Raw genomic sequence first — 23283 nt, 5'->3', positions numbered from 1 at the left:
TTCAGGGGCGGACATGGAACAGACACACACCACCCATCAGGGCGCCGCGGCGACACCCGGCGCCCAGCGGCGTGTGCTGGTCGTCGAGGACGACCACACCATCGCCGAGGCCATCGCGGCCCGCCTGCGCGCGGAGGGCTTCCAGGTGCAGACCGCCGGCGACGGCCCCTCGGCCGTCACGGCGGCGGAGAGCTGGCTGCCCGAGCTGCTGGTCCTCGACATCATGCTGCCCGGCTTCGACGGCCTGGAGGTCTGCCGCCGGGTCCAGGCCCAGCGGCCCGTGCCGGTCCTCATGCTCACCGCGCGCGACGACGAGACCGACCTGCTGGTCGGGCTCGGGGTCGGCGCGGACGACTACATGACCAAGCCGTTCTCGATGCGCGAGCTGGCCGCCCGGGTCCACGTACTGCTGCGGCGCGTGGAGCGGGCCACCATGGCCGCGCACACCCCGCGCGGGGCCACCTTGCGCCTGGGCGATCTGGAGATCGACCACGCGCAGCGCCGGGTCCGGGTGCACACCGAGGACGTGCACCTGACCCCGACCGAGTTCGACCTGCTGGTGTGCCTGGCCGGCACCCCGCGGGCGGTGCTCTCCCGCGAGCAGCTGCTGGCCGAGGTGTGGGACTGGGCCGACGCGTCCGGGACCCGTACCGTCGACAGCCACATCAAGGCCCTGCGGCGCAAGATCGGCGCGGAGCGGATCCGTACGGTCCACGGCGTCGGGTACGCCCTGGAGACCCCGGCCCAGCCGTGAGCGGGCCGCCGAACCGGCTGCGGCCACGGCAACGGCCTCCGGCGGGGCTGCGGCCCTTCTCGCCCTTCTCGATCAAGACCAAGCTGGGCACGCTCGTGGTGGTCTCGGTCTTCATCACGACGGGCCTGCTGCTGGTGGCCCTGCGCACCGACACCGAGCTGCGCTTCATCACCGTCTTCTCGGTGATCGCCTCGATGCTGATCACCCAGTTCGTGGCGCACAGCCTGACGGCGCCGCTGGACGACATGACGCGGGTGGCCCGGGCGATATCCCACGGCGACTTCACCCGGCGGGTACGCGGGGCGGGTCGCCGCGACGAGCTCGGCGACCTGGCCTCCACCATCAACCTGATGGCGGACGACCTGGAGGCCGTGGACCGGCACCGCAAGGAGCTCGTCGCCAATGTCTCGCACGAGCTGCGCACGCCGATCGCGGCGCTGCGGGCGGTGCTGGAGAACGTGGTGGACGGGGTCTCGGCCGCCGATCCGGAGACCATGCGCACGATGCTGAAGCAGACCGAGCGGCTCGGCGGGCTCGTGGAGACCCTGCTGGACCTGTCCCGGGTGGACAACGGCGTGGTCCCCCTGCGCGCCCGCCGCTTCGAGGTGTGGCCGTACCTGTCGGGCGTGCTGAAGGAATCGCGGTTGGCGGCCGCCGGCCGGCCGGGGCTGCTCTCCGGTTCGGGCGGGCACACGCGCAACGACGTGCACCTGCACCTGGACGTCTTCCCGCCCGAGCTGTGGGCGCACGCGGACGCCGAGCGGCTGCACCAGGTGGTCGCAAATCTGATCGACAACGCGGTCAAGCACAGCCCTCCGCACGGCCGGGTCACGGTCCGCGCCCGGACCGGCGACGCGCCCGGAAGTCTTGTGCTGGAGGTACGGGACGAGGGTCCCGGCATCCCCGAGGCGGAGCGCCACCGCGTCTTCGAGCGGTTCAACCGGGGCAGCGCGCGGGGCGGCGACGGAGGGACCGGATTGGGCCTGGCGATCGCCCGCTGGGCCGTGGAGCTGCACGGGGGCCGGATCGGAGTGGCCGAATCGTCACGCGGCTGCCGCATCCTCGTCACGCTTCCGGGCAGCTCGTAGGCGTCGTGTTGACGTAGGGTTCGAGTGGGAAGGACATGATCTCGGCCACACGTAGCCGGGGTCCGTCAGGGGTGCGAAGCCAAGGGGGCCGCAACCTCGGTGCCGCCTACCCGAACCAGGTTCGTTTCCCGCCATTCCACGTGCCGAAACCCGCCGTTCGATGTGACCTGCGCGACGTAAGTCCCGCCCGGCCTGCATGCAGCGCCCGAGGAGGCGTAGCCTTTATTCCCGCTGTCCATACCTTGTGAAGCGGAAGAGGGCGGTTGCCGCCGTGTCGCCACAGTCCCCCAGTAACTCGAGCACCACGACCGAAGCAGCAGAGGGCGGGAAGAACCCTGCCTCAGGCTTCGGCGCCAATGAGTGGCTCGTCGACGAGATCTATCAGCAGTACCTCCAGGACCCGAACTCGGTCGACCGGGCCTGGTGGGACTTCTTCGCCGACTACAAGCCGGGTGGCGCTGTCGCTCCGGTGAAGTCGGACGGTCCCCAGAAGCCCGCGACGACGGACGGCGCCTCCGCACAGGCCGCCACCACCGTCTCCGCGGCGCCGCAGGTCACCGACGCCGCCGCCACGGGGGCGGCGCGCGCCGCAGCCCCTGCTCCGACTCCCGCTGCGAGCACCGGCTCCACTGGAGCGGCTGCCGCCGCGCCAGCTGCCGCGCCCGTGTCCGCGCCTGCCCCTGCTCCTGCCACCCCCTCTGGTGCCCCTGCTGTGACTGTCACCTCCCAGGCCCCGGCCGCCGCACCGGCCGCGCCCGCCCCCTCCTCCGTAGCCCCCCAGAAGGCCGCGCCCACCACCGAGGCCCCCGCGGGCCCCGAGCTGGTGACGCTCCGCGGCCCGGCGGCGGCTGTCGCCAAGAACATGAACGCCTCCCTCGACGTGCCGACGGCCACCTCCGTCCGCGCCGTCCCGGTGAAGCTGCTGTTCGACAACCGCATCGTCATCAACAACCACCTCAAGCGCGCCCGGGGCGGGAAGATCTCCTTCACGCACCTGATCGGCTACGCGATGGTGCAGGCGATCAAGGCCATGCCGGCCATGAACTACTCCTTCGCGGAGAAGGACGGCAAGCCGACCCTGGTCAAGCCGGAGCACATCAACTTCGGTCTCGCGATCGACCTGGTGAAGCCCAACGGTGACCGCCAGCTCGTCGTCGCCGGCATCAAGAAGGCCGAGACCCTCAACTTCTTCGAGTTCTGGCAGGCCTACGAGGACATCGTCCGCCGCGCCCGTGTCGGCAAGCTGACGATGGACGACTTCACCGGCGTCACCGTCTCGCTGACCAACCCCGGCGGCCTGGGCACCGTGCACTCCGTGCCCCGCCTGATGCCCGGACAGTCGGTCATCATGGGCGTCGGCTCCATGGACTACCCCGCCGAGTTCCAGGGCACCTCGCAGGACACCCTGAACAAGCTGGGCATCTCCAAGGTCATGACCCTGACCTCGACCTACGACCACCGGGTCATCCAGGGCGCCGCCTCCGGCGAGTTCCTGCGCATCGTGGCGAACCTGCTGCTCGGCGAGGACGGCTTCTACGACGCCGTCTTCGAGTCGCTGCGCATCCCGTACGAGCCCGTCCGCTGGAACCGGGACATCGACGCCTCGCACGACGACGACGTCACGAAGGCCGCCCGCGTCTTCGAGCTGATCCACTCCTACCGGGTCCGCGGCCACGTCATGGCCGACACCGACCCGCTGGAGTACAAGCAGCGCAAGCACCCCGACCTCGACATCACCGAGCACGGCCTCACCCTGTGGGACCTGGAGCGCGAGTTCGCGGTCGGCGGCTTCTCCGGCAAGTCGATGATGAAGCTCCGCGACATCCTCGGCGTGCTGCGCGACTCGTACTGCCGCACCACCGGCGTCGAGTTCATGCACATCCAGGACCCGAAGCAGCGCCGCTGGATCCAGGACCGCATCGAGCGCCCGCACTCCAAGCCGGAGCGCGAGGAGCAGCTGCGCATCCTGCGCCGGCTGAACGCGGCGGAGGCCTTCGAGACCTTCCTGCAGACGAAGTACGTCGGCCAGAAGCGGTTCTCCCTGGAGGGCGGCGAGTCCGTCATCCCGCTGCTCGACGCCGTCATCGACTCGGCCGCCGAGGCCCGCCTCGAAGAGGTCGTCATCGGCATGGCCCACCGTGGCCGCCTGAACGTCCTGGCGAACATCGTCGGCAAGTCGTACGCGCAGATCTTCCGCGAGTTCGAGGGCAACCTCGACCCGAAGTCCATGCACGGCTCCGGCGACGTCAAGTACCACCTGGGCGCCGAGGGCACCTTCACGGGCCTGGACGGGGAGCAGATCAAGGTCTCGCTCGTCGCGAACCCCTCGCACCTGGAGGCCGTCGACCCGGTCCTGGAGGGTGTCGCCCGCGCCAAGCAGGACGTCATCAACAAGGGCGGCACGGACTTCACGGTCCTCCCGCTCGCGCTCCACGGCGACGCGGCCTTCGCGGGCCAGGGCGTCGTCGCCGAGACGCTGAACATGTCGCAGCTGCGCGGCTACCGCACCGGCGGCACCGTGCACGTGGTCATCAACAACCAGGTCGGCTTCACCGCCGCCCCGGAGTCCTCGCGTTCCTCGATGTACGCGACCGACGTGGCCCGCATGATCGAGGCGCCGATCTTCCACGTGAACGGCGACGACCCGGAGGCCGTCGTCCGTGTCGCGCGCCTCGCCTTCGAGTTCCGCCAGGCGTTCAACAAGGACGTGGTCATCGACCTCATCTGCTACCGCCGCCGCGGCCACAACGAGTCCGACAACCCGGCCTTCACGCAGCCGCTGATGTACGACCTGATCGACAAGAAGCGCTCGGTGCGCAAGCTCTACACCGAGTCCCTCATCGGTCGCGGCGACATCACGCTGGAAGAGGCCGAGCAGGCGCTCCAGGACTTCCAGGGCCAGCTGGAGAAGGTCTTCGCGGAGGTCCGCGAGGCCGCCACGCAGCCCGCCGCCGCGGCGCCCTCCCCGACCCCGCAGCCCGACTTCCCGGTCGCCGTCAACACGGCGATCTCGCAGGACGTCGTCAAGCGGATCGCCGAGTCCCAGGTCACCATCCCCGAGGGCGTCACCGTCCACCCGCGTCTGCTGCCGCAGCTGCAGCGTCGTGCGGCGATGATCGACGAGGGCACCATCGACTGGGGCATGGGCGAGACCCTCGCCTTCGGCTCGCTGCTGATGGAGGGCACCCCGGTCCGGCTGTCCGGCCAGGACTCCCGCCGCGGCACCTTCGGCCAGCGCCACGCGGTCCTCATCGACCGGGAGACGGGCGAGGACTACACCCCGCTGCTCTACCTGTCGGACGACCAGGCCCGCTACAACGTCTACGACTCGCTGCTCTCCGAGTACGCGGCCATGGGCTTCGAGTACGGCTACTCGCTGGCCCGTCCGGACGCGCTGGTCCTCTGGGAGGCCCAGTTCGGTGACTTCGTCAACGGCGCGCAGACCGTCGTCGACGAGTTCATCTCCTCGGCCGAGCAGAAGTGGGGCCAGACCTCCGGCGTCACGCTGCTCCTCCCGCACGGCTACGAGGGCCAGGGCCCGGACCACTCGTCCGCGCGTCCCGAGCGCTTCCTCCAGATGTGCGCGCAGGACAACATGACGGTGGCCATGCCCACCCTGCCGTCGAACTACTTCCACCTGCTGCGCTGGCAGGTCCACAACCCGCACCACAAGCCGCTCATCGTCTTCACCCCGAAGTCGATGCTGCGTCTGAAGGCGGCGGCGTCGAAGGCGGAGGAGTTCACGACCGGTTCGTTCCGTCCGGTCATCGGCGACAGCACGGTGGACGCGAACGCGGTCCGCAAGGTCGTCTTCTGCGCCGGCAAGGTCTACTACGACCTGGAGGCCGAGCGCGAGAAGCGCGGCATCACGGACACCGCGATCATCCGCATCGAGCGGCTGTACCCGCTGGCGGGTGCGGAGCTCCAGGCGGAGATCGCGAAGTTCCCGAACGCGGCCAAGTACATCTGGGCGCAGGAGGAGCCGGCGAACCAGGGTGCGTGGCCGTTCATCGCGCTGAACCTGATCGACCACCTCGACCTGGCGGTCGGCGCGGACGTCCCGGCGGGCGAGCGCCTGCGGCGCATCTCGCGCCCGCACGGCTCGTCGCCGGCGGTGGGCTCCGCGAAGCGCCACCAGGCGGAGCAGCAGCTCCTGCTGAACGAGGTCTTCGAGGCGTAACCCCGCCCCGATCCCAGCGGTACGGAAGGCCCGGCCCCCCCACGGGGGCCGGGCCTTCCGGCTGTCGTGGCCCCGGGACGACCGATGATCTTACCAAAATCTGACGCTCCCTCCGGAAACGCCCACAACTCCCCTTCTGCCTCTAGCGTGTTCGTACCTCCCCGAGTGCGACCGGCCGGCGCGATCCGCGCCCGCTGCCGGTTCGACCCCGACGAACCCGAAATATCACGAGAAGGCGGAACAATGACGGTCGAGACGCTTCCCCTCTGCGCCTACCCCGAGTGCGCCAACCACCCCGAGGCGCCGACGCCCGGCAACCCCGAGCCCCGGTACTGCGCCCACCCGGACCACAACGCGCTGTCGGCGTTCCGCACGTTCCGGGCGAAGCGGCAGCAGCGCAAGGACGAGAAGCGCCAGGCGGCCGAAGCCAAAAAGGCCGCGAAGGCGGCCGAAGCCCCCGTGGACCGAACGCCGGAAGCCGCCATGTGGACCGCCATGGAAGCCGCGCCAGAGGGCAAGGACGCATCAGGCGCTCGCGACGACCTTGTGGCGCTCATCTCCCAGCTGTCCACGGACCTGCCGGGCTACATCGAGGAGCTGGCCATCATCACGGACTCGGCCGCCGCCGAGGAGCGCATCCGCACCGTGACCAAGGCCGCAGGCCGGCGGACCCTGGACGCCGAACGGCGCACCGCGCTGGCGGAGGAGGCCGCGGACCTGGCCATCGCCCAACTGGACGTGGGCAAGCACCGGTTCGCGGAGGAGACGGAGAAGATCCGCCAGGAGACCGCGCAGCAGGTGGCCGATGTGGAGTTCGTACGGGCGGAGCTGGAGCGCTACCGCGAGCGGGTCGCCCAGCTGGAGGAGCGTCTCGACAAGGTGCGCGAGGAGGCGGACGCGGCCCGCCGGGAGCGCGGCGAGCTCGCCCGACAGGCCGAACAGCACCGGTGCGAGGTCTGACGACCGACCACGAACCACCAAGATCAAGGCAACGGCCGCGGCGAGTCAGGGTCTGACTCCGCGTAGCGCCCCGAATGCCGACCCCGTTTCCACGTCCGAAAACTCCGGCCGGGACGAGCCGAGCGCCAGAAGATTGAATGCTTTGCCGCCGCCATTACAACGGGCATATCGGAGCGATCGCGGAATGCGAATCGCATGAGGCGGTGTCCGAAATCGAGCGCGGCCATCCGGGGCATTGACGCATCGATGCGACGATTCGCCAGAGCTCCACCGATTCACCTGTCACCACGCACGGGCCGATCAATTCCTATATTGCAGCACAGAATTACTACAACTGGAGGCACCATGTCCCGAACCGTCAAGAGGAGCACCCGGCTGGCTACGGTCGCCGGACTGGTGGCAGCCGTCGGAGCTGGGATGATCGTGACCGCACCGGCGAGCCAGGCGGCACCGGTCGCGGCCTTCCGCCTCAGCAATTTCTCGGCGACCATCGCGAACATCTGCGTCCACACGGACATCGCAACGCAATGCTCCGGAAACATGGCGGCAGGAAAGAGCGAGGTTTGGAAGGTGGCGTACAAGGGCCCGCGCAAGTGGTACTGCACTGCGACCGCAAAGGGACTGACCGGCACCGCCAGCACCCCTTACTTCAGCCGTGACGACGTCAAGGAATGCGCGGAGGTCGGCAACATATTCGGAGCCAGCATCCAGCTCAAGTAAACAAGAGCCGGGGGCTCCGGCCCCGCCCAGGTGAGTCCCTCATCGGGATCCCGGGCCTGTAACCCCTGAGGGTTGTTCCCGTCCACCCGACGGGAACAACCCCTCCACCCGTACGCTGGCCCGAACACATCGGGCAGCGCATCGCCGCTCGGCGGCGAGCCCGACGCTCGCGGGCATGGAGCCCGGGCCAGGAGATCCCGGCAGAGCGCCGATCCGGATTCTGGATCGAGGTGGCACGTGCACAGCTGTGGTCCGGCAACCCCGACAGAGCCTTCGGCTGCCTCAAGGAAGCCCGCATGCACGCGTCGCAACATGTGCGCGAGCACCCGTGGGTCCGAGAGGACATCGGGAAGATCCGCCGCCTCAAGCGGGCTGACGCCAACTCACTGACGTCCTACGCCGAGTGGATCGGAGCGATCTGAGCAACCCCTGGCAGGGGTACGGACTGCATCCCTTGCGGCACTCGTAGCGGAACACCATCTGTCTGCCCGCACACCGACAGATGGGAGGGCTCGTGACTCAGCATGTCGAACGCCCCGAGCTGGACCACCCTCAGCAGATCACGCACCCCCCTCGCCGGCTCGGCGGACAGGAGCATTCGCCCGGGCCCAGCCAGGAGCTCCTCGATCGCGCTCGTGTCGGCTGGGAGCGTTTCGTCTCCTCCATTCAGGAGCCGTCCGATGACTGAACGGTACGAATACGTCCCTCATCGCCTGCTGCGCCGCCGTGTGCGAGATGTCGCGTCCGGCTCCGAAGGAATGCTGATGGCCGTGATCAACGAGAACGTGTCGGACTCCGACCACCCGCACTGGATGGAGCTGGCCTACATCCGCGCCGCGTCCGGCCGCGAGTTCACCACCGCGGTCAGCAACGTCGAACCGGCCGAATGACCCGCCGCGTCCAGCCCCGCCGGGCGCCGTCGACGAGAAGCGCTCACGGGTCATGGGCGGCCTGTGTCCGGCCCAAGACGGGCTGCAAACGCTGACGGACGAGGTCCGCGTAGCGCCGCCGCAGACCCGGGATCCGATGCAGTTGGGCCCCGCCTCTCGGTCGTGCCTTTACGCCCGCGAGGGTCGGGCTTCCTCGAACACCCGGCACGTTCCTTCAGCGAAGGTCCAGCAACATCACGTCGTGCAGGTCCGCGCCGCTCCATGGACGCGCTTCACCGACCTTCCGGTACCCCCATGCCCGATAGGCAGCGACGGCCGCCGTGCTCTCCGGGTGAACGTTGAGCAGGACCCGCTCGGCCTCGACTCCGTCGAGCAGGATGCCGTGCAGGCGTCCTGCGATGCCTTGCCTGCGCCACGCCACACGCACGGCGAGTTCCATCAGGCCGAAGGTCCGCTGACCGTCCTCTCTCCGCATCTCCTCGGGCACAGGCTCGGTCAACTGATCCCACCAGCCCGTCTGCGGCCCGAGCGGGTAGCCGTATGCGATACCTGTGGGCTGACCGTCCGAGCTGCGTGCCAAGGCGCTCCGAAAGTCGGGCTTACGAGTCTGCGACCGAAACCGGCGGAACGCGGCCGCAACGTCGCTCTCTTTCTCGTTGTACGGCGGCTCGGCGAACGCCTCGGCGTAGACGAGCCGGAAGGCACTCTCAACCTCCGCGGCAGCCGACCCACCGAGTTGCTCGACCGACGCTCCCCCAGCCTGAGTCATGGGACGCCCTCTCATACAGTCTCGTGAATCCGCGCCACGCACGCGCGTGCAGTTGGACTGTCGACTACCCCGGCCGCCCGCTTGAAGTCACGCACCTTGCCCGTCAGACGGGGTGAAGCGATGCCACCCAAGGTATCGAGCACGCCGTTCACTTCGGCGCATGCCTCGTCGACCTCCCCGGCGGCCAGAAGCACATCAGCGAGCCTGACGCGGTACGAGGCACTGTTCCTGGCCAATCCACCACCCATGCTGCCCAGGGCCGCGCGCAGGAACGGAACTGCGCGCTTGGGTTGCGCAGCACGCACGTACATATCCGCCGTCGCGTAGTCGACCTCGAAGGGCCCCACGAACCGGGCCCAGTTCGGTACTTCCGGATCGGAGGCCGCGCGCCCCTGGTAGGTGACCGCCCGGGTCAGGGCACGCCGCGCGCCCGACAGGTCCCCGGCATGCGTGGCGACGTTGGCATCTCGCAGCGCAATCACAAGATGAACCGTCGGGCCCGCACCCGCTCGGCTCGCGAGACGGTAGGCGTGCTCGACTGCGCTCGCCGCTTCCCACGACCGGTCCGCCTTGACCGCGAGGAGTACCAGAGTCTCCAGCACCGATACCTGTAGCAATGGGTTGTCGACGAACTGCGCCGCGGCAAGGGCTTCCATGCAGGCGGAACGGCCCTCAGTGAAACGTCCTCCGTCGTAGCCGTACCAGGCACGATGCCCGTACAGCTCGGCAAGCATCGTCTGCAGCTCCCGACCGACACGCGACGTGTACGAGGCGCTCCCCAGGGCGCGTGTGATCTCTTGCTCGATGCGTCCGGCCTCAGCCCCCGCAGGAACGCTTCCCGCGGTGTGGTCCGTCTGATAGAGCCCGTCCAGCAGTTCTCTCAGCCGTCCGAGATCGGCCGTACCGATGCGGGGCCCTGCTGCGGCCGGGAGCAGGGCCGCCGCGGCGAGGGCGCCCGCGTCTGCGACGAAGGTTCTCCTCTTCACCCCTTCAGCGTCGCTGATCGGCACGGCGACCGTCACTCGATGTGCAGGGGTGTCGAACCCCATCTCGGGGAGCGGCACGCCGAAGAGCGCTTCGAGCACGGCCTGCTGCCCTGGATGAGGGAGCGGCGGGGGTGTCTCGCGCTCCCATCGCCGCAGTTGCCGGACGCTCACCGCCGCGGCAACGCCGAGGCGGACGGCTTCCTGCCGGAACGCCTCGACGAATGACTCCTGTGTGTAGCCGGCGGCGTTCCCTTGGGTTTCAGGAGGTGTCGTGCACTGTCGCGTCACCCTGGGCGGTGAACCTGTGGCCGACAGTTCCTGAACCGGTGTCGCGGACGTCGCAGGTGTTGCTGAGATGCGCCCGTGATGGAGAACAGGAAAGTGCGGTTGCGGCCGTTCGTGGTGCGGATGCCGTCGGGTGACCGGTACTGGACGGTGCTGGATGAAGACGGGCTCGCGCCGATTGCCGAGGTGGATGAGTTCCTGCGGCATGTGCGGTTCGGCCGGGACCAGGCCGAGTCGACGACCGCGACGTACGCGGGCGCGATGAAGCTGTTCCTGACCTGGTGTGCCCGGTCGGGTCTCGACTGGCGGGAGTGCGCGGGTCGTCTCGGGTCGTTCATGTTCTGGCTGCGGCACGTCCGACTGGATGGAGATCCGGTGGTCCCCGGCCCGGGGCAACAGCCGGTTCGAGGCCCCCGCCGGGTGAATACGATCCTGGCCGGGGTGCGGGAGTTCTTGAAGCACCAGGTCGCCGTGGGCAACGCTCCGGTGGCGGTGCTGGGCATGCTCTACGAAGTCGCTGATGATCGTGACCTTCCTGTCGAGGTTCGTGGTGAGGCGAGTGGGCCCCGCTACTACGCCCGGGCCCGGCATCGGGCCGCAGTCCCGGACGTACCGGTCGACCGGGCCAGTGACGACGAGGTCGTGGCCCTGCTGCGGGCCTGCCGGATGGCACGGGATCGGCTGATCGTGCTGCTGATGGCGCGTGCGGGTCTGCGCCGCGGGGAAGTGGTGGGGCTGCGCCGGGAGGACATCCACTTCGTCGTGGATGCCCGACACCTGGGTTGTTCGGTGCCGGGCTCGCACCTTCATGTCGTGCGTCGGGACAACGGTTCGGGTGCGTGGGCGAAGTCGCGTCGGTCGCGGGCGGTGCCGGTGGACTTCCTGGTGGTCCAGGCGTTCGACCAGTACGCGGTGGAGCGTGCGAGGTGTGCTGAGGCGGCGCTCAGCGACATGGTGCTGGTGAACCTGGCCCGGCCGCCGGCCGGGACACCGGTGAAGCCCGGGGCGGTCAACGAGTTGCTCGTACGGCTCTCCCGGCGGGCGGAGCTGGAGCGGGTGGTTCATCCACACTCTCTGCGGCACGCCTTCGCGACCAACGTGGTTGAGGCCGGGGCCGCCATCGACGAGGTCCAGCAGCTGCTGGGCCATCGCTCGGTGACCAGCACCCAGGTCTACCTTCATCCGTCGCCGCAGCGCCTGCGGGCCGCAGTTGACCGCGTGGGATCGCTCGTCGAGGGGGTCCGCTCATGAACGGTGAGGCCGCGCTGGCACCACCGCTGGACAGCGGGCGGGAGGACGCCCAGGCCGAGCGGCTGTTCTCGCGGGTGCGGCAGGACTTCTTGGTCGGGCTGGGGTGGGACGAGCGGCTGCGGATTGCACGGCCGTCGCCGGATCATCCCCTGATCGGGTACCGGTCCTGTGCCGTGCGGAACTGCATCGCGCCTGCCCGTCTGGGCGGTGGCGCTCCGCTGTGTGCCACCTGCCGAGGACGGTGGCGGGCCGGCGAGCAGGACTTGGAGGACTTCCTGACGACAGCGGTTCGGATCTTCACGGGAACCGATGGCCCGTGCCGGGTGCCGGGGTGCGAGCGGGTCTGGAGGTCGTTCGACAACCCGGTCTGCCTCAGCCACATGGATCAGAAGTACCGCCTCGGGATCGAGGCGATCGAGGACTTCGTCCTCGATCCGCGGGTGGGGCCGAAGCCGGCGTTGGAGCCGTGCTCGGTGGCAGCGTGTCACCGGCAGAGTAAGGACCGCGGCGGGTTCTGCGCGGGGCACCGCTGGAGCTGGAACGAAGCGAGGAGGAAGAATCCGGACGTCGATCCCGGGCTGTGGTCCCGGACCGCGCCGGCGGTCCACGACGGCACCTTGATCAGCTTTCGCGGGTTGCCGGATCTCGTCGTCGCCGAGTTGCTGTTCGGGACTCAGCAGCGACTGGACCGTCACGTCCGGCTGCCCCACACGGCCTTTAAGGCCCTGTGCGACACGGCTCGCGCCCAGCAGATCACCAGCCTGAGCCAGCTGACGGTCGAGGCGAACACGCGGATGGCGGGGGTGTGGAAGTCGATGACGGCCGACATCCGCGTCGGTCTGGCCACGCCGGAACTGGAGCAGCTCAAGGATGTGTGGGACGCGGAGGTCTTCGGGCTGGGCAAGGGCCGCACCATGAACTTCACCGGCCTTAGCCAGGAGTGGCTGCGGCGAGCGGCCAAGGCGTGGGTGCTGGACGCCATTCCCCGCCGCTACGGCCGGAACATCCCCAACTCCCTCATGTCCATGGTCGTCTGCTTGGAGCGGCTCTCCGACAGCCTGCGCATCAACCGAGAGGATCACGGGGATGCCCCGGAGCGGCTGCGCCGCACCGACGTCGAGGTCTTCCAGCAGCGCCTGGCCTACCTGGAGCACACCGGGCAGATCAGCCCGAACCTGCGGGTGACGATCTGCCGGTGGTGCGCCCGGTTCCTGCGCGAGATCCGCGAGATGGGCCTGACCCGGCCCCGCCAAGTGCTGGCCGGGCTGCCCGACGACTTCTCGTTCCGCAAGGGCGACATTCCTCGGCCACCAGAGGACGAAGGCCGCGGGCGGGCTCTGCCTGGTGAGATCCTGGCCCAGTTGTGCTCACGGCTCGACTCCCTGGAGACCAGCCGGCGCAACGGCCGGTCGGGATCCCCGGCCGGAGGGCGGCACGCCCGGATCGCGGTAGAGATCCTCATCGACACCGGCCGCCGCCCCGACGAGGTGCAGAAACTCCCCTGGGACTGTCTGGAGACCGACGCGGACGGCAAGCACGTCCTGGTCTACACCGACTTCAAGAACAACCGGCTGCGGTGCCACCTGCCGATCCCGGACACCACCGCCGCGATGATCCGCGAGCAGCGCGACCGGGTCCGCGACCGCTTCCCGGACACCTCCACGAGCCAGCTCGCGCTGTTCCCGAACCCGCATTTCAACCCGGACGGCACCAAGCCATACCGGTCGATGTTCCTCTGCCAGCTCCACCGCGAGTGGCTGAACACCATGCCACCCCTACTCACCGCCGCGGGGGAGGAGTTCGACAAGGCACGGATCACGCTCTACGCCTACCGGCACAGCTACGCCCAGCGGCATGCCGATGCCGGGACGCCGGTGGACGTGCTGCGGGAGCTGATGGGACACAAGACCCTCGGAACCACGCAGGCCTACTACCGGGTATCCGAGAAGCGCACGCGTCAGGCCGTCGACCGGCTGGTCACCCTGCAGTTCGACCGACACGGCGGCCGACTGTGGGACGAGGCCAAAGCACTGCTGGACCACGAGCACGCCCGGATGCGTATCGGGCAGGTCGCCGTCCCCTTCGGGATCTGCGCCGAGCCCAGCAACGTCAAAGCAGGCGGACACGCCTGCCCGTTCCGGTTCCGGTGCCTGGGCTGTGATCACTTCCGCACCGACCCCTCCTACCTTCCGGACCTGCGGGCCTACCTGGACACCCTGCTGCGGGACCGGGAACGGCTGGCCGCGGCCGACGAGCTCGACGCCTGGGCCCGGGCGGAAGCAACACCATCCGAGGAGGAGATCAGCCGCCTGCGGCGCCTGATCCGCAGGGTCGAGAGCGACCTCGACACCCTCGCCGACGACGAACGGGAGGGGATCCGCCAGGCCACCTCGGTCCTGCGCCGGTCCCGCACCGTACAGCTCGGCATGCCCACGCTCCGGACGTCAGCCAATGGCCACCGACTCGAACGGGAAGCATGAACCCGACCACACCGGCCGACCGGCTCGCCCGTGCCCGCGCCGACGACTCCGCCCGGCGCCGCAGGCGCGTCCTGGCTGCGCTCGACGACCTGACCCGTGATGGGCAGCCGATCAGCGTCTCTTCCGTTGCTCGCCTGGCCGGCGTCCACCGCAGCCTCATCTACCGGCACGCAGATCTCCACGCCGCCGTGCTGACCAGAGCCGCACAGCTGCCGGACGGCCCCACCGGACCGCTGGTCAGCCGGCAGTCCCTGCTGGCCGACCTGGCCAACCTCACCGACCGCAACACCCGTCTGACCGCACACGTGGCCCGCCTCGAACAGCGCCTGTCCGAAGCCCTCGGCCGCGAAGCATGGCGGGCAACCGGTCTCGGCACTCCGGGCGACACCAGCGCCCTGGAACAGCAGATCACGCTCTTCGAGCAACAGATCGCCCACCTCCGGGACCTGCTCGCCGAACGTGACGAGGACCTACAAGCCGCCCGGACCACCAACCGCGAGTTGATGAACCAGCTCAACAGCCGCCCTCACCGACCGCGCTGACCTGCGAAGCCTAAAGGGTCGGCTAACCTTCGTCCAATACTTTCATCGTAATCTTCACATTGACCCGCTGATTACTCTCATTGAATTGCGGGACTGGCACCGGCTGGTCCTTAAGATCGGGGACCCCGAACCGCCCTTCGTAGTCGCCGAGTCTATCGTTTCCACCTATGTCATCTTGCTCACTGACAAACCCGATGATCTGCAAAAACTCGCCGCTCTTGATCCTATATTGCACCGTGGAGTCGATTATGAAGGCGGTTCCCTCTACGACGCTCGCAGGGTCATTTGCCGTCCTATTCCACAAGTTCTTGTCTTCCAGGAGGTATTCCACACCTTCGTCAGCGTCGTACTTAAACCGCTTGGCATCCCAACGTCCGTAGAGTTCCAGTGCGTTTCCTGGATCGTCTCCCGTGTTGTCGTTGAAAATGTGGTGCAGCTTCACTACCACGTCCTTGTAAGCCATTTCGCACCCTCCAACCCGAATCGTAACGGCTCATGACTTCTCGTACGATGCCTGTCCTGTGCAGATCGCGCCGACGCGCTTTCCTAGAGGGGTTTAACAGGTCTAGCCCCAAGTGGAAGAACACGATGGCCGCTCGCAGGGCCGCCCGCTCTAGGCCCCGCGTCGACAGGCCTCAGCCCTAATCATGTCGGGCATTTGTGCGTGGCTGCTGTGTAGCAGGGAGCCCGTCCATGTGAACGTTCTACAACCCTCTCGACTAGCACCAACACATCTAGGGAAACTCAGAACGTTCGAGTTCGCAACCCCATCTCTCAGCGGAAGTTGAACTCCTGACAGTAGATAAATCCACTGTTGAATCGTCACGTTTCATGGCCCATTGCGTGCCCTGCAGGACGAGCCACGGAAGCGCTCATAGAGGAGTCCTACACCACGTCGAACTCCACGCACAGCTATGTGTCGTGGCTCGCCATCCAAATGAGCGGGCGCTTGTATGGCGCAGCGTAGAGGGGATCGGGTGGCGTGCTTCGAGGCAGGTGTGCACTCGGCCGAGCGCGTGGCCGGAGCGTCTTTCCGATGGTTTGGCGCGGTGGGTGGGCATTCTGTGGGATGTAGCCCGTGTGCAGAGTCGATTCCAGAGAGGAACGCCCCTGCCCACCGCAGGCGGAAGGCTCCCGCTGTGCTGCCGTGATGGCAGCAGTGCACGGGTACGCCGTCAGGCCGATCCGGGTAGAGGTGTCAAAGCCCTGTGGGGTGTTCGGGAAGGGCTGGTACAAGCGGGTGTTGATCGACCAGCGGTCCACCGCCCGGTAGAGCCTCGTCCTTCAAAGGCCGGCATCGAATACCCGGTCGTCTTCGTGGAAGACCAGGCACCTCCAGCCGCCTCCACCTGTCACCGGCCCTACACGACATCTGTCGCACACCGATCCATCCGTTCGAGGGGGCCGCTGGCCAGTACAGACACCGATCTGCCGACAGACGCTTATGCCGCCAACCCAACAGAAGCTACGTGCCGTAACCGTGCCAGTCCGCCCGTCACCTGCCCAGCCATGCGCTTCGCCCTCTCGGCCCGGGACTCATGTCTTCACCGTAGTGATCTGGCTCCAGATACGGGCCGGAAAACGTCCGCCGAAACGTCCGGTGCCCGGCAGCCCGTGGCGCCCCCTCAGACGGTGCACTAGTGACACGCCGAATTCGCAACGCCCTTGAGCTGCGGGAGTACGTATGTCCATGACCATTCGCGTGTATGACGTCAACACCCAAACGGGACGGATCGTCCGCGAACGCTCCCATGTGGTCGTAGCCCCCACCGTGCGCGACAGCCCGCCCATGCACCCCCTCGCATTCCCGAGTTGCGAGTGCGCCCTGTGCCCTGCCGGACCACGGCTGAGCCAGGAGCTCCTCGACCGCGCTCGCGTCGGCTGGGCGCGTTTCGCCTCCTCCGTCCAGGAGCCGTCCGATGCCTGAACGGTACGAATACGTCCCTCATCGCCTGCTGCGCCGCCGTGTACGCGATGTCGCGTCCGGCACCGAAGGAGTGCTGATGGCCGTGATCAACGAGGACGTGTCGAACTCCGTCCACCCGCACTGGATGGAATTGGCCTACATCCGAGCCGCGTCCGGCCGCGAGTTCACCACCGCGGTCGGCAACGTCGAGCAGGCCTGACCAACCCCATCCGACAGCCCCGGGCGGCCGTTCGCCGCCGTCATCGAGGGGCGCGTAGCGATCTGGCGCGTCCAGGCCGTCTGACAGGCCGCCAGGTCCATCTGGCCGCCGCAGGACGGAGCTTCGGCCGCCCCGGACCCGGGATCGGATGCGGATGGGCCCCGCCTCGGGATCCGCCCCCTCGGGCGCCCGCCCGGGCATTGCCGACGTCCCCGGTGGTCTCTTGTCCCCCGGCCCGTTCCTTCGGGGGCTTCCCTGATGCCGCCTGCTCAGCTCCTGCCCACCGAAGCCCCGACCTCGCAGGACGGTCCGGCCGGGCCGGAACTCACCACCGCCCGACCCCGCCCGGCAGGCCATCGGCCCCGCCCCGCCGCCGAGGGGGAGGCGGGTGGGCAGCCACCGACCCGGAGCGGTGGGGCCGAGGGGGTGAAGGCCCCGCACGCGTGGGTTCCGTACCGTGCCCGGCTCACAACGACACCCGCGCACGTGGCTCCGTACCGCCCCCGCCCCCTACGGCTGGGGTTCGAAGTCCCAGTACGGCCTCGTCTGTTGCTTCGCCGAGATCGTGTGGACGTGCTGCGCGCCCAGGGTGCGGGTGAGGCCCTTGATCCCCGCGTCCTCGTGTTTCGCCGCCTCCTCGTGTTCCCGTACCGACCGGAGGTCCGCCGCCAGGGCGATCTGGGCGCTCAGGGACATCGGGTGGTCCGGGCCCAGGACCCGTTCGGCGGTGCGCAGGGTCTCCCGGCTCAGGTCCAGGGCGTCCTCCAGCCGGCCGGTGATGTTCCGGTGCCCGGTGGCGTTCAGGGCGCAGCCGAGGGTCCAGGGGTGCCGGTCGCCGAGGGCGCCGCGCATGCCCACCAGTGCCTGCTCGGCGAGGGAGAGGGCCGCCGTGCGTTCGCCCTGGGCCCGCAGGACGAGGCCGAGGTTGCCGACCGTGCCGATGCTGTACGGGTGGGCGAGGCCGAGCTGGGACTGGTAGCCGCGGACCACGTCCTCGGAGATCCGGCGGGCCTCGCCGACGTCTCCGTACTCCCTGAGGTAGGTGGCGTAGTCGGAGGCGACCATCAGGGTCCACGGGTAGTCCGCCCCGAACACCCTGGTGGCCCGCTCCCAGACGGTACGCAGCCGCAGGCCCGCGCCGGGGATGTCGCCGGAGCGGCGCAGGCACATCCCGAGGTTGTGCTCGGCGCGCAGGGTCTGGGGGTGTTCGAGGCCCAGCACCTGGGTGTTGATCTTCACGCCTTGTTCCTGCCGGGTCTGGGCCTCGTGGTAGCGGCCCATCAGTCGCAGGCCCATGGCGCAGGCGATCCCGGAGGAGAGGGTGGAGATGTGGTGGGTCCTGAGGACCCGTTCGCGGCGGCGCAGGGTGTCCAGGTCGAGGTCGTAGGCGTCCTGGTAGCGGCCGAGCAGGCGGTAGGTGGCGGCCAGGTTGTTCTGGGCGGCGAGGGTGGTGGAGTCGTCCTCGCCGAGGAGTTCGCGGTAGGTGGCCAGGCAGTGTTCGAAGATCTCGCGGGCCGGTTCGAAGTGGGCGATGCACAGCAGGACCCCGCCGTACGAGCTGGTGGCGCGCAGGGTTTCCAGGTCGCGGTCGCCGCGTTCCCCGGCGAGCCGGTCGGCGCGGGCGCGGGTGAGGGTCTCGGCGCGCCGGAACAGGCCGAGGTTACGCAGGGCTTCGCCGTACTGGTAGCTCAGTTCGCGGACCTTGGGATGGTCCTCGCCGAGCAGGGCCCGCCAGATCAGGTCGGTCTCCTCGGAGAGCCGCAGGCAGGTGCGGTACTCGCCGGCGAGGATCAGGTAGCGCAGGCAGTGCAGCAGGAAGTTCTGGATGCGTGGGTTGCTGCTGGTGAGCACCCCGGAGGTGGCCAGGTGCGGGATGAGTTCGGCGTACCGGGGCCACAGGCGGGAGTCGGAGGGCCGGCCGGGGTCGGCGGCGGCGAGGACCTGGCGTACGGCGCGTGCCAGCGGTTCGGCCTCGCCCTCGGAGAGGTCTTCGCGGACGATGCCGTGGACCATGCGGTGCAGTTGTACGGTCTCCAGTCCGCCGCCGCCGTCCTCCACGGCCAGGTCGGAGTACTCCAGTCGGACGACGGAGAACTGGACGAGCTTGTTGAGGGCGGCGTTCCACCGGATCTGGTCGTTGATCAGTCCGGCGAGCTGTTCGGGTACGTCGTCGGCGGGGAATTCGCGCAGCAGGCGCAGCGGCACCGGGCCGGGGGCGAAGAAGACGAACAGTCGGAGCAGGGCGAGGGCGTCGGGGAAGTTCTCCCGGACGTTGTTGAGCAGTATGGCGAGGGCGGTGGGGAAGGGCAGGGGGTAGTCCTCGGAGACCGTGACGGCCTCGCGGGAGTCCATCCGGTGCTGGAGCAGGACGAGGTAGTCGCCGACCGGCAGCGGGGAGTCGGCGAGCCAGCCCGCCGTCTGGTCGAGGGCGAGCGGGTAGTCCTCCAGGGCCTCGGCGAGCTGGTCGGCCTCGGCGGCGGTCAGGCGCAGGGCCCGGCGGCGGATGAAGGTGATCGATTCGGGGCGGGCGTAGAGCGGGACCTCGACCAGGCTGGTGTGCCGGGCGGCCCATTCGCGGTTGCGGGAGGTGATGATGACATCGCCGGCGCCGGAGGGCAGCAGGTCGATCAGGTCGTCCGGGTTGTCGCAGCCGTCGAAGACCATCAGCCAGCGGCCGTACGGGTTCCCGCGCCGCAGCGCTTCGAGGACGGCCCGGATCTGCTCTCCGTAGCTGCCCGCCCCGCGCGGCAGACCGAGCGCGGGGGCCAGGTCGGCGAGGCGTTCGCGCAGGGTGGGCCGGTCCTCGGCGGGGACCCACCACACCACGTCGTACTCGGAGGCGAAGCGGTAGGCGTACTCGGTGGCGACCTGGGTCTTGCCGACGCCGGAGAGCCCGAGGAGGGTGACGGTGGACGCGCCGGGCGGGGCTTCGACCAGCGCCTCGCGCAGGGTGCCGATGACGTCGTTGCGGCCGGTGAAGCGCGGGTTGCGGCGCGGGACGCGGCCCCAGATCTCGGGCGGGTCGTTGGGGAAGCGCGGGCCGCGGCGGCCGGTCTCGGTGCCGATCCGGTCGGTGGGCAGTTCCAGGCGGCGCAGCACGCGGTACTCGGCCTCGTACGCGTCCAGGCCCCACAGGTCGGTCTTCTCCAGTACGGCGACGGCGCTGGGCAGCGGGGCGTCGGTGAGGCAGACCGCCGCGAACCGGTCGGGGTGGCGGTCGGTGACGGCGCGCAGGGCGGTGTTCCACTGCTCGTCGGTGTGGGTGCCCGCGGAGAAGTAGCGCTCGCTGAGGACGAGGAGGACCCGGCTGCCGGAGCGGGCCAGGTCGTCGAGGGCCTGGTCGATGCCGGGGCTGTTCTGCGGGTCCCAGCGCTGGAGGGCGACGCGGTGGCCGTGCTCCTCCAGGCGGTGCGCGATCCACACCGCCCAGGGGCGGTTGAATCCCGCGAAGCTGATGACGAATCGCTGCGGCTGGGGCGGCTGGGGCGGCTGCTGCGCCGCCGGTTCACGGTCCTGGCGACTACCGGTGGTCATCGGGCCGTCTCCCTGGAATCCGGGCGGTGGACGGGCTTGAAAGGTACCGCAGCGGACGGTCCGTCAGCCTTGTGCGAACGCCGCGAGTTCGGGGTGTGCCTCGCACCAGGCGCGGCGTTCTCGGTCGACGGCCCGGCGGGCCGCGGTGTGCTGGTCGCCGGGCGGCGGCAGGTCGTCCATGGCGCGTTCGGCGGCCCCCATCGCGTCGGTGAACTCCCGTCCGGCGGTGGTCAGTAGCTCGTGCGCCCGCAGGGTGGGCAGGACGGCTGCCACCTGGGCGCGGATGCGGGCGTGCTGGGCCCAGGCCCCGCGGGCCCCGTAGAGGGCGGCGCGCTGCCAGTACCCGGCGAGGGCGAGGTGGGCGTAGGCGCCGTGCAGCAGGCCGTCCAGGGGGCGGGGGTCGCTGCGCCAGGGGGCCCAGTGGCGGGGCGTGTGGTCGGCCGTGTGCAGGGTCAGGACGTCGGTGAGGGCGGTCAGTTTGCCGTGCTGGACCTCGTGGACCAGGGTCGCGGCGAGGGCGGGCGGGGCCTGTGCGCGGGCGAGTACGGAGCCGGCCGCCGCGGGGAGGGTGGCGCCGCTGGAGCGGGAGCCGCCGGCCAGCGGTACGACGGAGCGCAGCAGTTGGACGGTCTCCTCCGCGCGGATGGTGTCGTAGCGCTGGAGCAGGGTGAGCGCGCCGGACCACTGGGTGTCCCACCGCTTGTGGCCCTTGGGGGTGAGCCGGCGGGCGGGGCGGATCGGGGCGGGCTGCGCGGGGCCGGGTGCCCGGTAGGGGTCGAGGTCGTCGAGGGCGGTCCGGCCGCCGGGCAGGGCGTGCAGGGGCACGGTGGCCGGGTCGTCGGGGTCCCAGGAACGTTCGCAGAGGGCGAGCGGGCCGGGGCGGTCCGGGCGCAGCAGGCCGAGGGTGGGCAGGACGAGCCGGCCGTGCAGGGGCCGCAGGGTGTGGCTGAAGGGGATCCCGGCGCGCAGGGCGGCGGCGACGGCGAGGGCCCCGAGGTGTCCCAGGTCGGGCGGGGGGCCGCAGGGGGCGTGCAGCCGGCGCAGGGTCTCCTCGGCCCACACCCCGGTGGCGGGGTAGTGCAGTACGTCGCGCACGGCGCCCGGGTCGCGGCGCTCGGCCTCCTCCAGCAGGGCCCAGTGGTCGGCGGTCTCCCCGGAGCTGCCGCCGGGGGCGGCGTCGAGGACCGCGCGCAGCAGGAGCAGGCGTTTGGAGCGGCGTACGTCGCGGACCAGGCGGGTGCCCTCCATGGACGGTTCGGTGGAGGCGAGGGCGCGCAGGGTGGGCGAGGAGACGGTGAAGGCGGTGAGGGCGTCGGTCATGAGGCGACCGCCGGAGGGTGGTCGGCGGGGGCTTCGGCGGCCGGGGGATCGGTGGCTTCGGCGACCGGGGCGCCGGCGGCTTCGGCGACCGGGGCGCCGGCGGCGGTCCGGGTGGTCTGCGCGGCCCGTTGGACGGCGGCGGCGATGTGCCGGATCAGTCGCTGCAGGTCGGCGCAGTACACGGAAGGCCTACGGAAGCCCTCACCGGCGCGGTAGCGGTGCGGGTAGTGCCCTCCGCCGCACACGTCGACCAGCTCGCAGGCACGGCACCAGCCGGCGAGCGCGTCCCGGCCGAGCTGGCGTGCGACGAGTCCGGGGTGGTCGAGGAGCTGGTCGAAGCTGTGGGTGTCGAGGGTCATCCCGGTCGCGGCGGCCCCCTCGTACGCGGATTTCAGTGAGTCGGCCTGTTCGATGGAGCCGTCGGTCTCGATCACGGCGGTGGCGGCGGGCGTGAGCCCGAGGGTCTCGGTGGTGGTGGGCAGGCCGAGCAACAGGGCGATGATCTCCTCGAAGAGCTGGATCCGGGTGCGCCGTACGCCGTCGTGCCACCAGCGCTCGAAGACGGCGAGCAGCCAGTCCGCGTACGGGGTCCGGCCGGTGCGGTGGCCGGGGGGCGGGGCGCTCCAGTTCGCGAGCGGCAGGAGCAGCCCGACGCTGGGCGGGTCGAAGGCGAGCAGGGACTCGTAGGTCTCGATCGGGTCCTGGTCGAGATCGACGACGCAGAGCACACCGGCGTAGCTCTGCGGGTGGCGGGCCAGCAGCCGTAGGCCGCGGGCGGCGGACGCGAAGCCGGGCCGTCCGGCGTGATCCACCCGGCGGGTGTTGTGTGCGGGCAGCCCGCCGTCGAGGCTGACGCCGACCCGGATCCCGGCGGCGGCCAGGGCGGTGAGGCGGCCGCGGGTGAGCAGGGTGCCGTTGGTCTGGACGGTGGCGGTGACCCGCGTGGACGGGGCTGCCCCGGCCACGGCGGTCCGTACGGCCTCGACGGGCGCGGCCAGTTGGGCGGGGGCGGAAAGCAGCGGCTCGCCGCCGTGCAGGACCAGGTCGATCCGGGGCAGGTCGTGGGCGGCGGCGTGCTCGGCGATCCGCTGCGCGGCGCGGGCGATGGTGGCGGGGGTCATCGCGGGCGGCTGGTCGCGCCAGCCCTGGTCGGCCATCTCGTAGACGTAGCAGTAGGTGCAGGCGAGGTTGCAGCGGCTGCGGGTCTTGAGGACGAACTGGCGGATCGGGTGGGGCCGGTGGCCGGCGGCCCGCGCGGCGGCCACGTCGAGCCGTGTGTAGGGCCAGGGCGCGTGCCGGGCGTGGCGCAACTGCTGGGCGACCGCCGCGTCGACGTGCGGGCCGGGGTGCGGATCCCGGTGCGCGTCGGCGGGCGGGTCGGGGTCGGGGTCCGCGGGC

Annotated in this window: 18 protein-coding genes; 12 read left to right on the top strand and 6 right to left on the bottom strand. The window is 69.9% G+C overall.

Translation table 11 applies throughout. The features are described from left to right. The first annotated feature begins 13 nt into the window (after positions 1–13). From AB8A24_RS29250 to AB8A24_RS29220, 7 genes are all read left to right on the top strand, one after another. Positions 14–754, top strand: coding sequence for a response regulator transcription factor (locus AB8A24_RS29250; RefSeq protein WP_030772571.1), 741 nt, complete (start codon positions 14–16; stop codon positions 752–754). A 17-nt stretch (positions 755–771) separates the two neighbouring features. Continuing rightward, positions 772–1842 (top strand): HAMP domain-containing sensor histidine kinase, encoded by a 1071-nt coding sequence (locus tag AB8A24_RS29245; protein WP_033219085.1) that lies wholly within the window; start codon positions 772–774, stop codon positions 1840–1842. Between the two features lie 271 nt (positions 1843–2113). After that, positions 2114–6022: a multifunctional oxoglutarate decarboxylase/oxoglutarate dehydrogenase thiamine pyrophosphate-binding subunit/dihydrolipoyllysine-residue succinyltransferase subunit gene (locus AB8A24_RS29240; RefSeq protein ID WP_369478033.1), complete on the top strand. Its 3909-nt coding sequence runs from the start codon at positions 2114–2116 to the stop codon at positions 6020–6022. Positions 6023–6265: 243 nt separating this feature from the next. After that, positions 6266–6982 carry a hypothetical protein gene (locus AB8A24_RS29235; RefSeq protein WP_328961711.1) on the top strand — a complete coding sequence of 239 codons (717 nt, stop codon included), beginning with the start codon at positions 6266–6268 and terminating at the stop codon, positions 6980–6982. Between the two features lie 345 nt (positions 6983–7327). Beyond that, the gene (locus tag AB8A24_RS29230) at positions 7328–7702 is read left to right on the top strand and encodes a hypothetical protein (RefSeq protein WP_328961712.1); all 375 of its coding nucleotides are present in this window, start codon (positions 7328–7330) and stop codon (positions 7700–7702) included. A gap of 230 nt (positions 7703–7932) precedes the next feature. Then, complete coding sequence (locus AB8A24_RS29225; protein ID WP_328961713.1) at positions 7933–8124, top strand: hypothetical protein; 192 nt, start codon at positions 7933–7935, stop codon at positions 8122–8124. A 258-nt stretch (positions 8125–8382) separates the two neighbouring features. Next, complete coding sequence (locus AB8A24_RS29220; RefSeq protein WP_328961714.1) at positions 8383–8592, top strand: hypothetical protein; 210 nt, start codon at positions 8383–8385, stop codon at positions 8590–8592. 214 nt (positions 8593–8806) lie between these two features. On the opposite strand, the gene AB8A24_RS29215 is transcribed toward AB8A24_RS29220, so the two are convergent. Further along, a complete protein-coding gene (locus tag AB8A24_RS29215) occupies positions 8807–9361 on the bottom strand; it encodes a GNAT family N-acetyltransferase (RefSeq protein ID WP_328961715.1) in 555 nt (184 codons plus the stop codon). Positions 9362–9372: 11 nt separating this feature from the next. After that, on the bottom strand, positions 9373–10446 hold the full coding sequence (locus AB8A24_RS29210) for a hypothetical protein (protein ID WP_369478032.1): 1074 nt from the start codon (positions 10444–10446) through the stop codon (positions 9373–9375). Between the two features lie 267 nt (positions 10447–10713). On the opposite strand from AB8A24_RS29210, the gene AB8A24_RS29205 reads away from it, so the two are divergent. The 3 genes from AB8A24_RS29205 (at position 10714) to AB8A24_RS29195 (ending at position 14905) form a co-directional block, all read left to right on the top strand. After that, the gene (locus AB8A24_RS29205; protein ID WP_369478031.1) at positions 10714–11883 is read left to right on the top strand and encodes a tyrosine-type recombinase/integrase; all 1170 of its coding nucleotides are present in this window, start codon (positions 10714–10716) and stop codon (positions 11881–11883) included. 380 nt (positions 11884–12263) lie between these two features. Beyond that, complete coding sequence (locus AB8A24_RS29200; RefSeq protein WP_369478030.1) at positions 12264–14363, top strand: tyrosine-type recombinase/integrase; 2100 nt, start codon at positions 12264–12266, stop codon at positions 14361–14363. After that, positions 14360–14905 (top strand): hypothetical protein, encoded by a 546-nt coding sequence (locus tag AB8A24_RS29195; protein WP_369478029.1) that lies wholly within the window; start codon positions 14360–14362, stop codon positions 14903–14905. The genes AB8A24_RS29200 and AB8A24_RS29195 overlap by 4 nt, the downstream gene beginning before the upstream one ends. A 22-nt stretch (positions 14906–14927) precedes the next feature. Here the strand turns inward: AB8A24_RS29195 and AB8A24_RS29190 are convergent, their stop codons facing one another. Beyond that, on the bottom strand, positions 14928–15368 hold the full coding sequence (locus tag AB8A24_RS29190; RefSeq protein WP_369478028.1) for a hypothetical protein: 441 nt from the start codon (positions 15366–15368) through the stop codon (positions 14928–14930). Between the two features lie 1227 nt (positions 15369–16595). On the opposite strand from AB8A24_RS29190, the gene AB8A24_RS29185 reads away from it, so the two are divergent. Both AB8A24_RS29185 and AB8A24_RS29180 read left to right on the top strand, forming a co-directional pair. Continuing rightward, a complete protein-coding gene (locus AB8A24_RS29185; protein WP_328961717.1) occupies positions 16596–16832 on the top strand; it encodes a hypothetical protein in 237 nt (78 codons plus the stop codon). After that, positions 16825–17031, top strand: coding sequence for a hypothetical protein (locus AB8A24_RS29180; RefSeq protein WP_328961718.1), 207 nt, complete (start codon positions 16825–16827; stop codon positions 17029–17031). Before AB8A24_RS29185 ends, AB8A24_RS29180 begins: the two co-directional genes overlap by 8 nt. A gap of 510 nt (positions 17032–17541) precedes the next feature. Here AB8A24_RS29180 and fxsT read toward each other — a convergent pair. The 3 genes from fxsT to AB8A24_RS29165 all read right to left on the bottom strand — a co-directional run bounded on the left by fxsT (position 17542) and on the right by AB8A24_RS29165 (position 23150). Beyond that, positions 17542–20565 (bottom strand): FxSxx-COOH system tetratricopeptide repeat protein, encoded by a 3024-nt coding sequence (fxsT, locus tag AB8A24_RS29175; protein ID WP_328961719.1) that lies wholly within the window; start codon positions 20563–20565, stop codon positions 17542–17544. Between the two features lie 63 nt (positions 20566–20628). Then, entirely contained in the window at positions 20629–21885 is a 1257-nt protein-coding gene (locus tag AB8A24_RS29170; protein ID WP_328961720.1) for an HEXXH motif domain-containing protein, read from the bottom strand. Next, complete coding sequence (locus tag AB8A24_RS29165) at positions 21882–23150, bottom strand: FxsB family cyclophane-forming radical SAM/SPASM peptide maturase (RefSeq protein ID WP_369478040.1); 1269 nt, start codon at positions 23148–23150, stop codon at positions 21882–21884. The genes AB8A24_RS29170 and AB8A24_RS29165 overlap by 4 nt, the downstream gene beginning before the upstream one ends. Positions 23151–23283: the final 133 nt, after the last annotated feature.

It is taken from the genome of Streptomyces sp. BF23-19 (assembly GCF_041106355.1).
In the GTDB taxonomy this organism is placed as follows: domain Bacteria; phylum Actinomycetota; class Actinomycetes; order Streptomycetales; family Streptomycetaceae; genus Streptomyces; species Streptomyces virginiae_A.
The sequence above is the reverse complement of the archived record's forward strand: the minus strand, read 5'-3'. Positions and strand labels throughout refer to the sequence as shown.

Coding starts and splice junctions, on each gene's coding strand:
- AB8A24_RS29215 (WP_328961715.1), bottom strand. CDS start 9,361: ATGACTCAGGCTGGGGGAGCGTCGGTCGAGCAACTCGGTGGGTCGGCT.
- AB8A24_RS29195 (WP_369478029.1), top strand. CDS start 14,360: ATGAACCCGACCACACCGGCCGACCGGCTCGCCCGTGCCCGCGCCGAC.
- AB8A24_RS29230 (WP_328961712.1), top strand. CDS start 7,328: ATGTCCCGAACCGTCAAGAGGAGCACCCGGCTGGCTACGGTCGCCGGA.
- AB8A24_RS29250 (WP_030772571.1), top strand. CDS start 14: ATGGAACAGACACACACCACCCATCAGGGCGCCGCGGCGACACCCGGC.
- AB8A24_RS29235 (WP_328961711.1), top strand. CDS start 6,266: ATGACGGTCGAGACGCTTCCCCTCTGCGCCTACCCCGAGTGCGCCAAC.
- AB8A24_RS29180 (WP_328961718.1), top strand. CDS start 16,825: ATGCCTGAACGGTACGAATACGTCCCTCATCGCCTGCTGCGCCGCCGT.
- AB8A24_RS29170 (WP_328961720.1), bottom strand. CDS start 21,885: ATGACCGACGCCCTCACCGCCTTCACCGTCTCCTCGCCCACCCTGCGC.
- fxsT (WP_328961719.1), bottom strand. CDS start 20,565: ATGACCACCGGTAGTCGCCAGGACCGTGAACCGGCGGCGCAGCAGCCG.
- AB8A24_RS29185 (WP_328961717.1), top strand. CDS start 16,596: ATGACCATTCGCGTGTATGACGTCAACACCCAAACGGGACGGATCGTC.
- AB8A24_RS29220 (WP_328961714.1), top strand. CDS start 8,383: ATGACTGAACGGTACGAATACGTCCCTCATCGCCTGCTGCGCCGCCGT.
- AB8A24_RS29190 (WP_369478028.1), bottom strand. CDS start 15,368: ATGGCTTACAAGGACGTGGTAGTGAAGCTGCACCACATTTTCAACGAC.
- AB8A24_RS29205 (WP_369478031.1), top strand. CDS start 10,714: ATGGAGAACAGGAAAGTGCGGTTGCGGCCGTTCGTGGTGCGGATGCCG.
- AB8A24_RS29200 (WP_369478030.1), top strand. CDS start 12,264: ATGGATCAGAAGTACCGCCTCGGGATCGAGGCGATCGAGGACTTCGTC.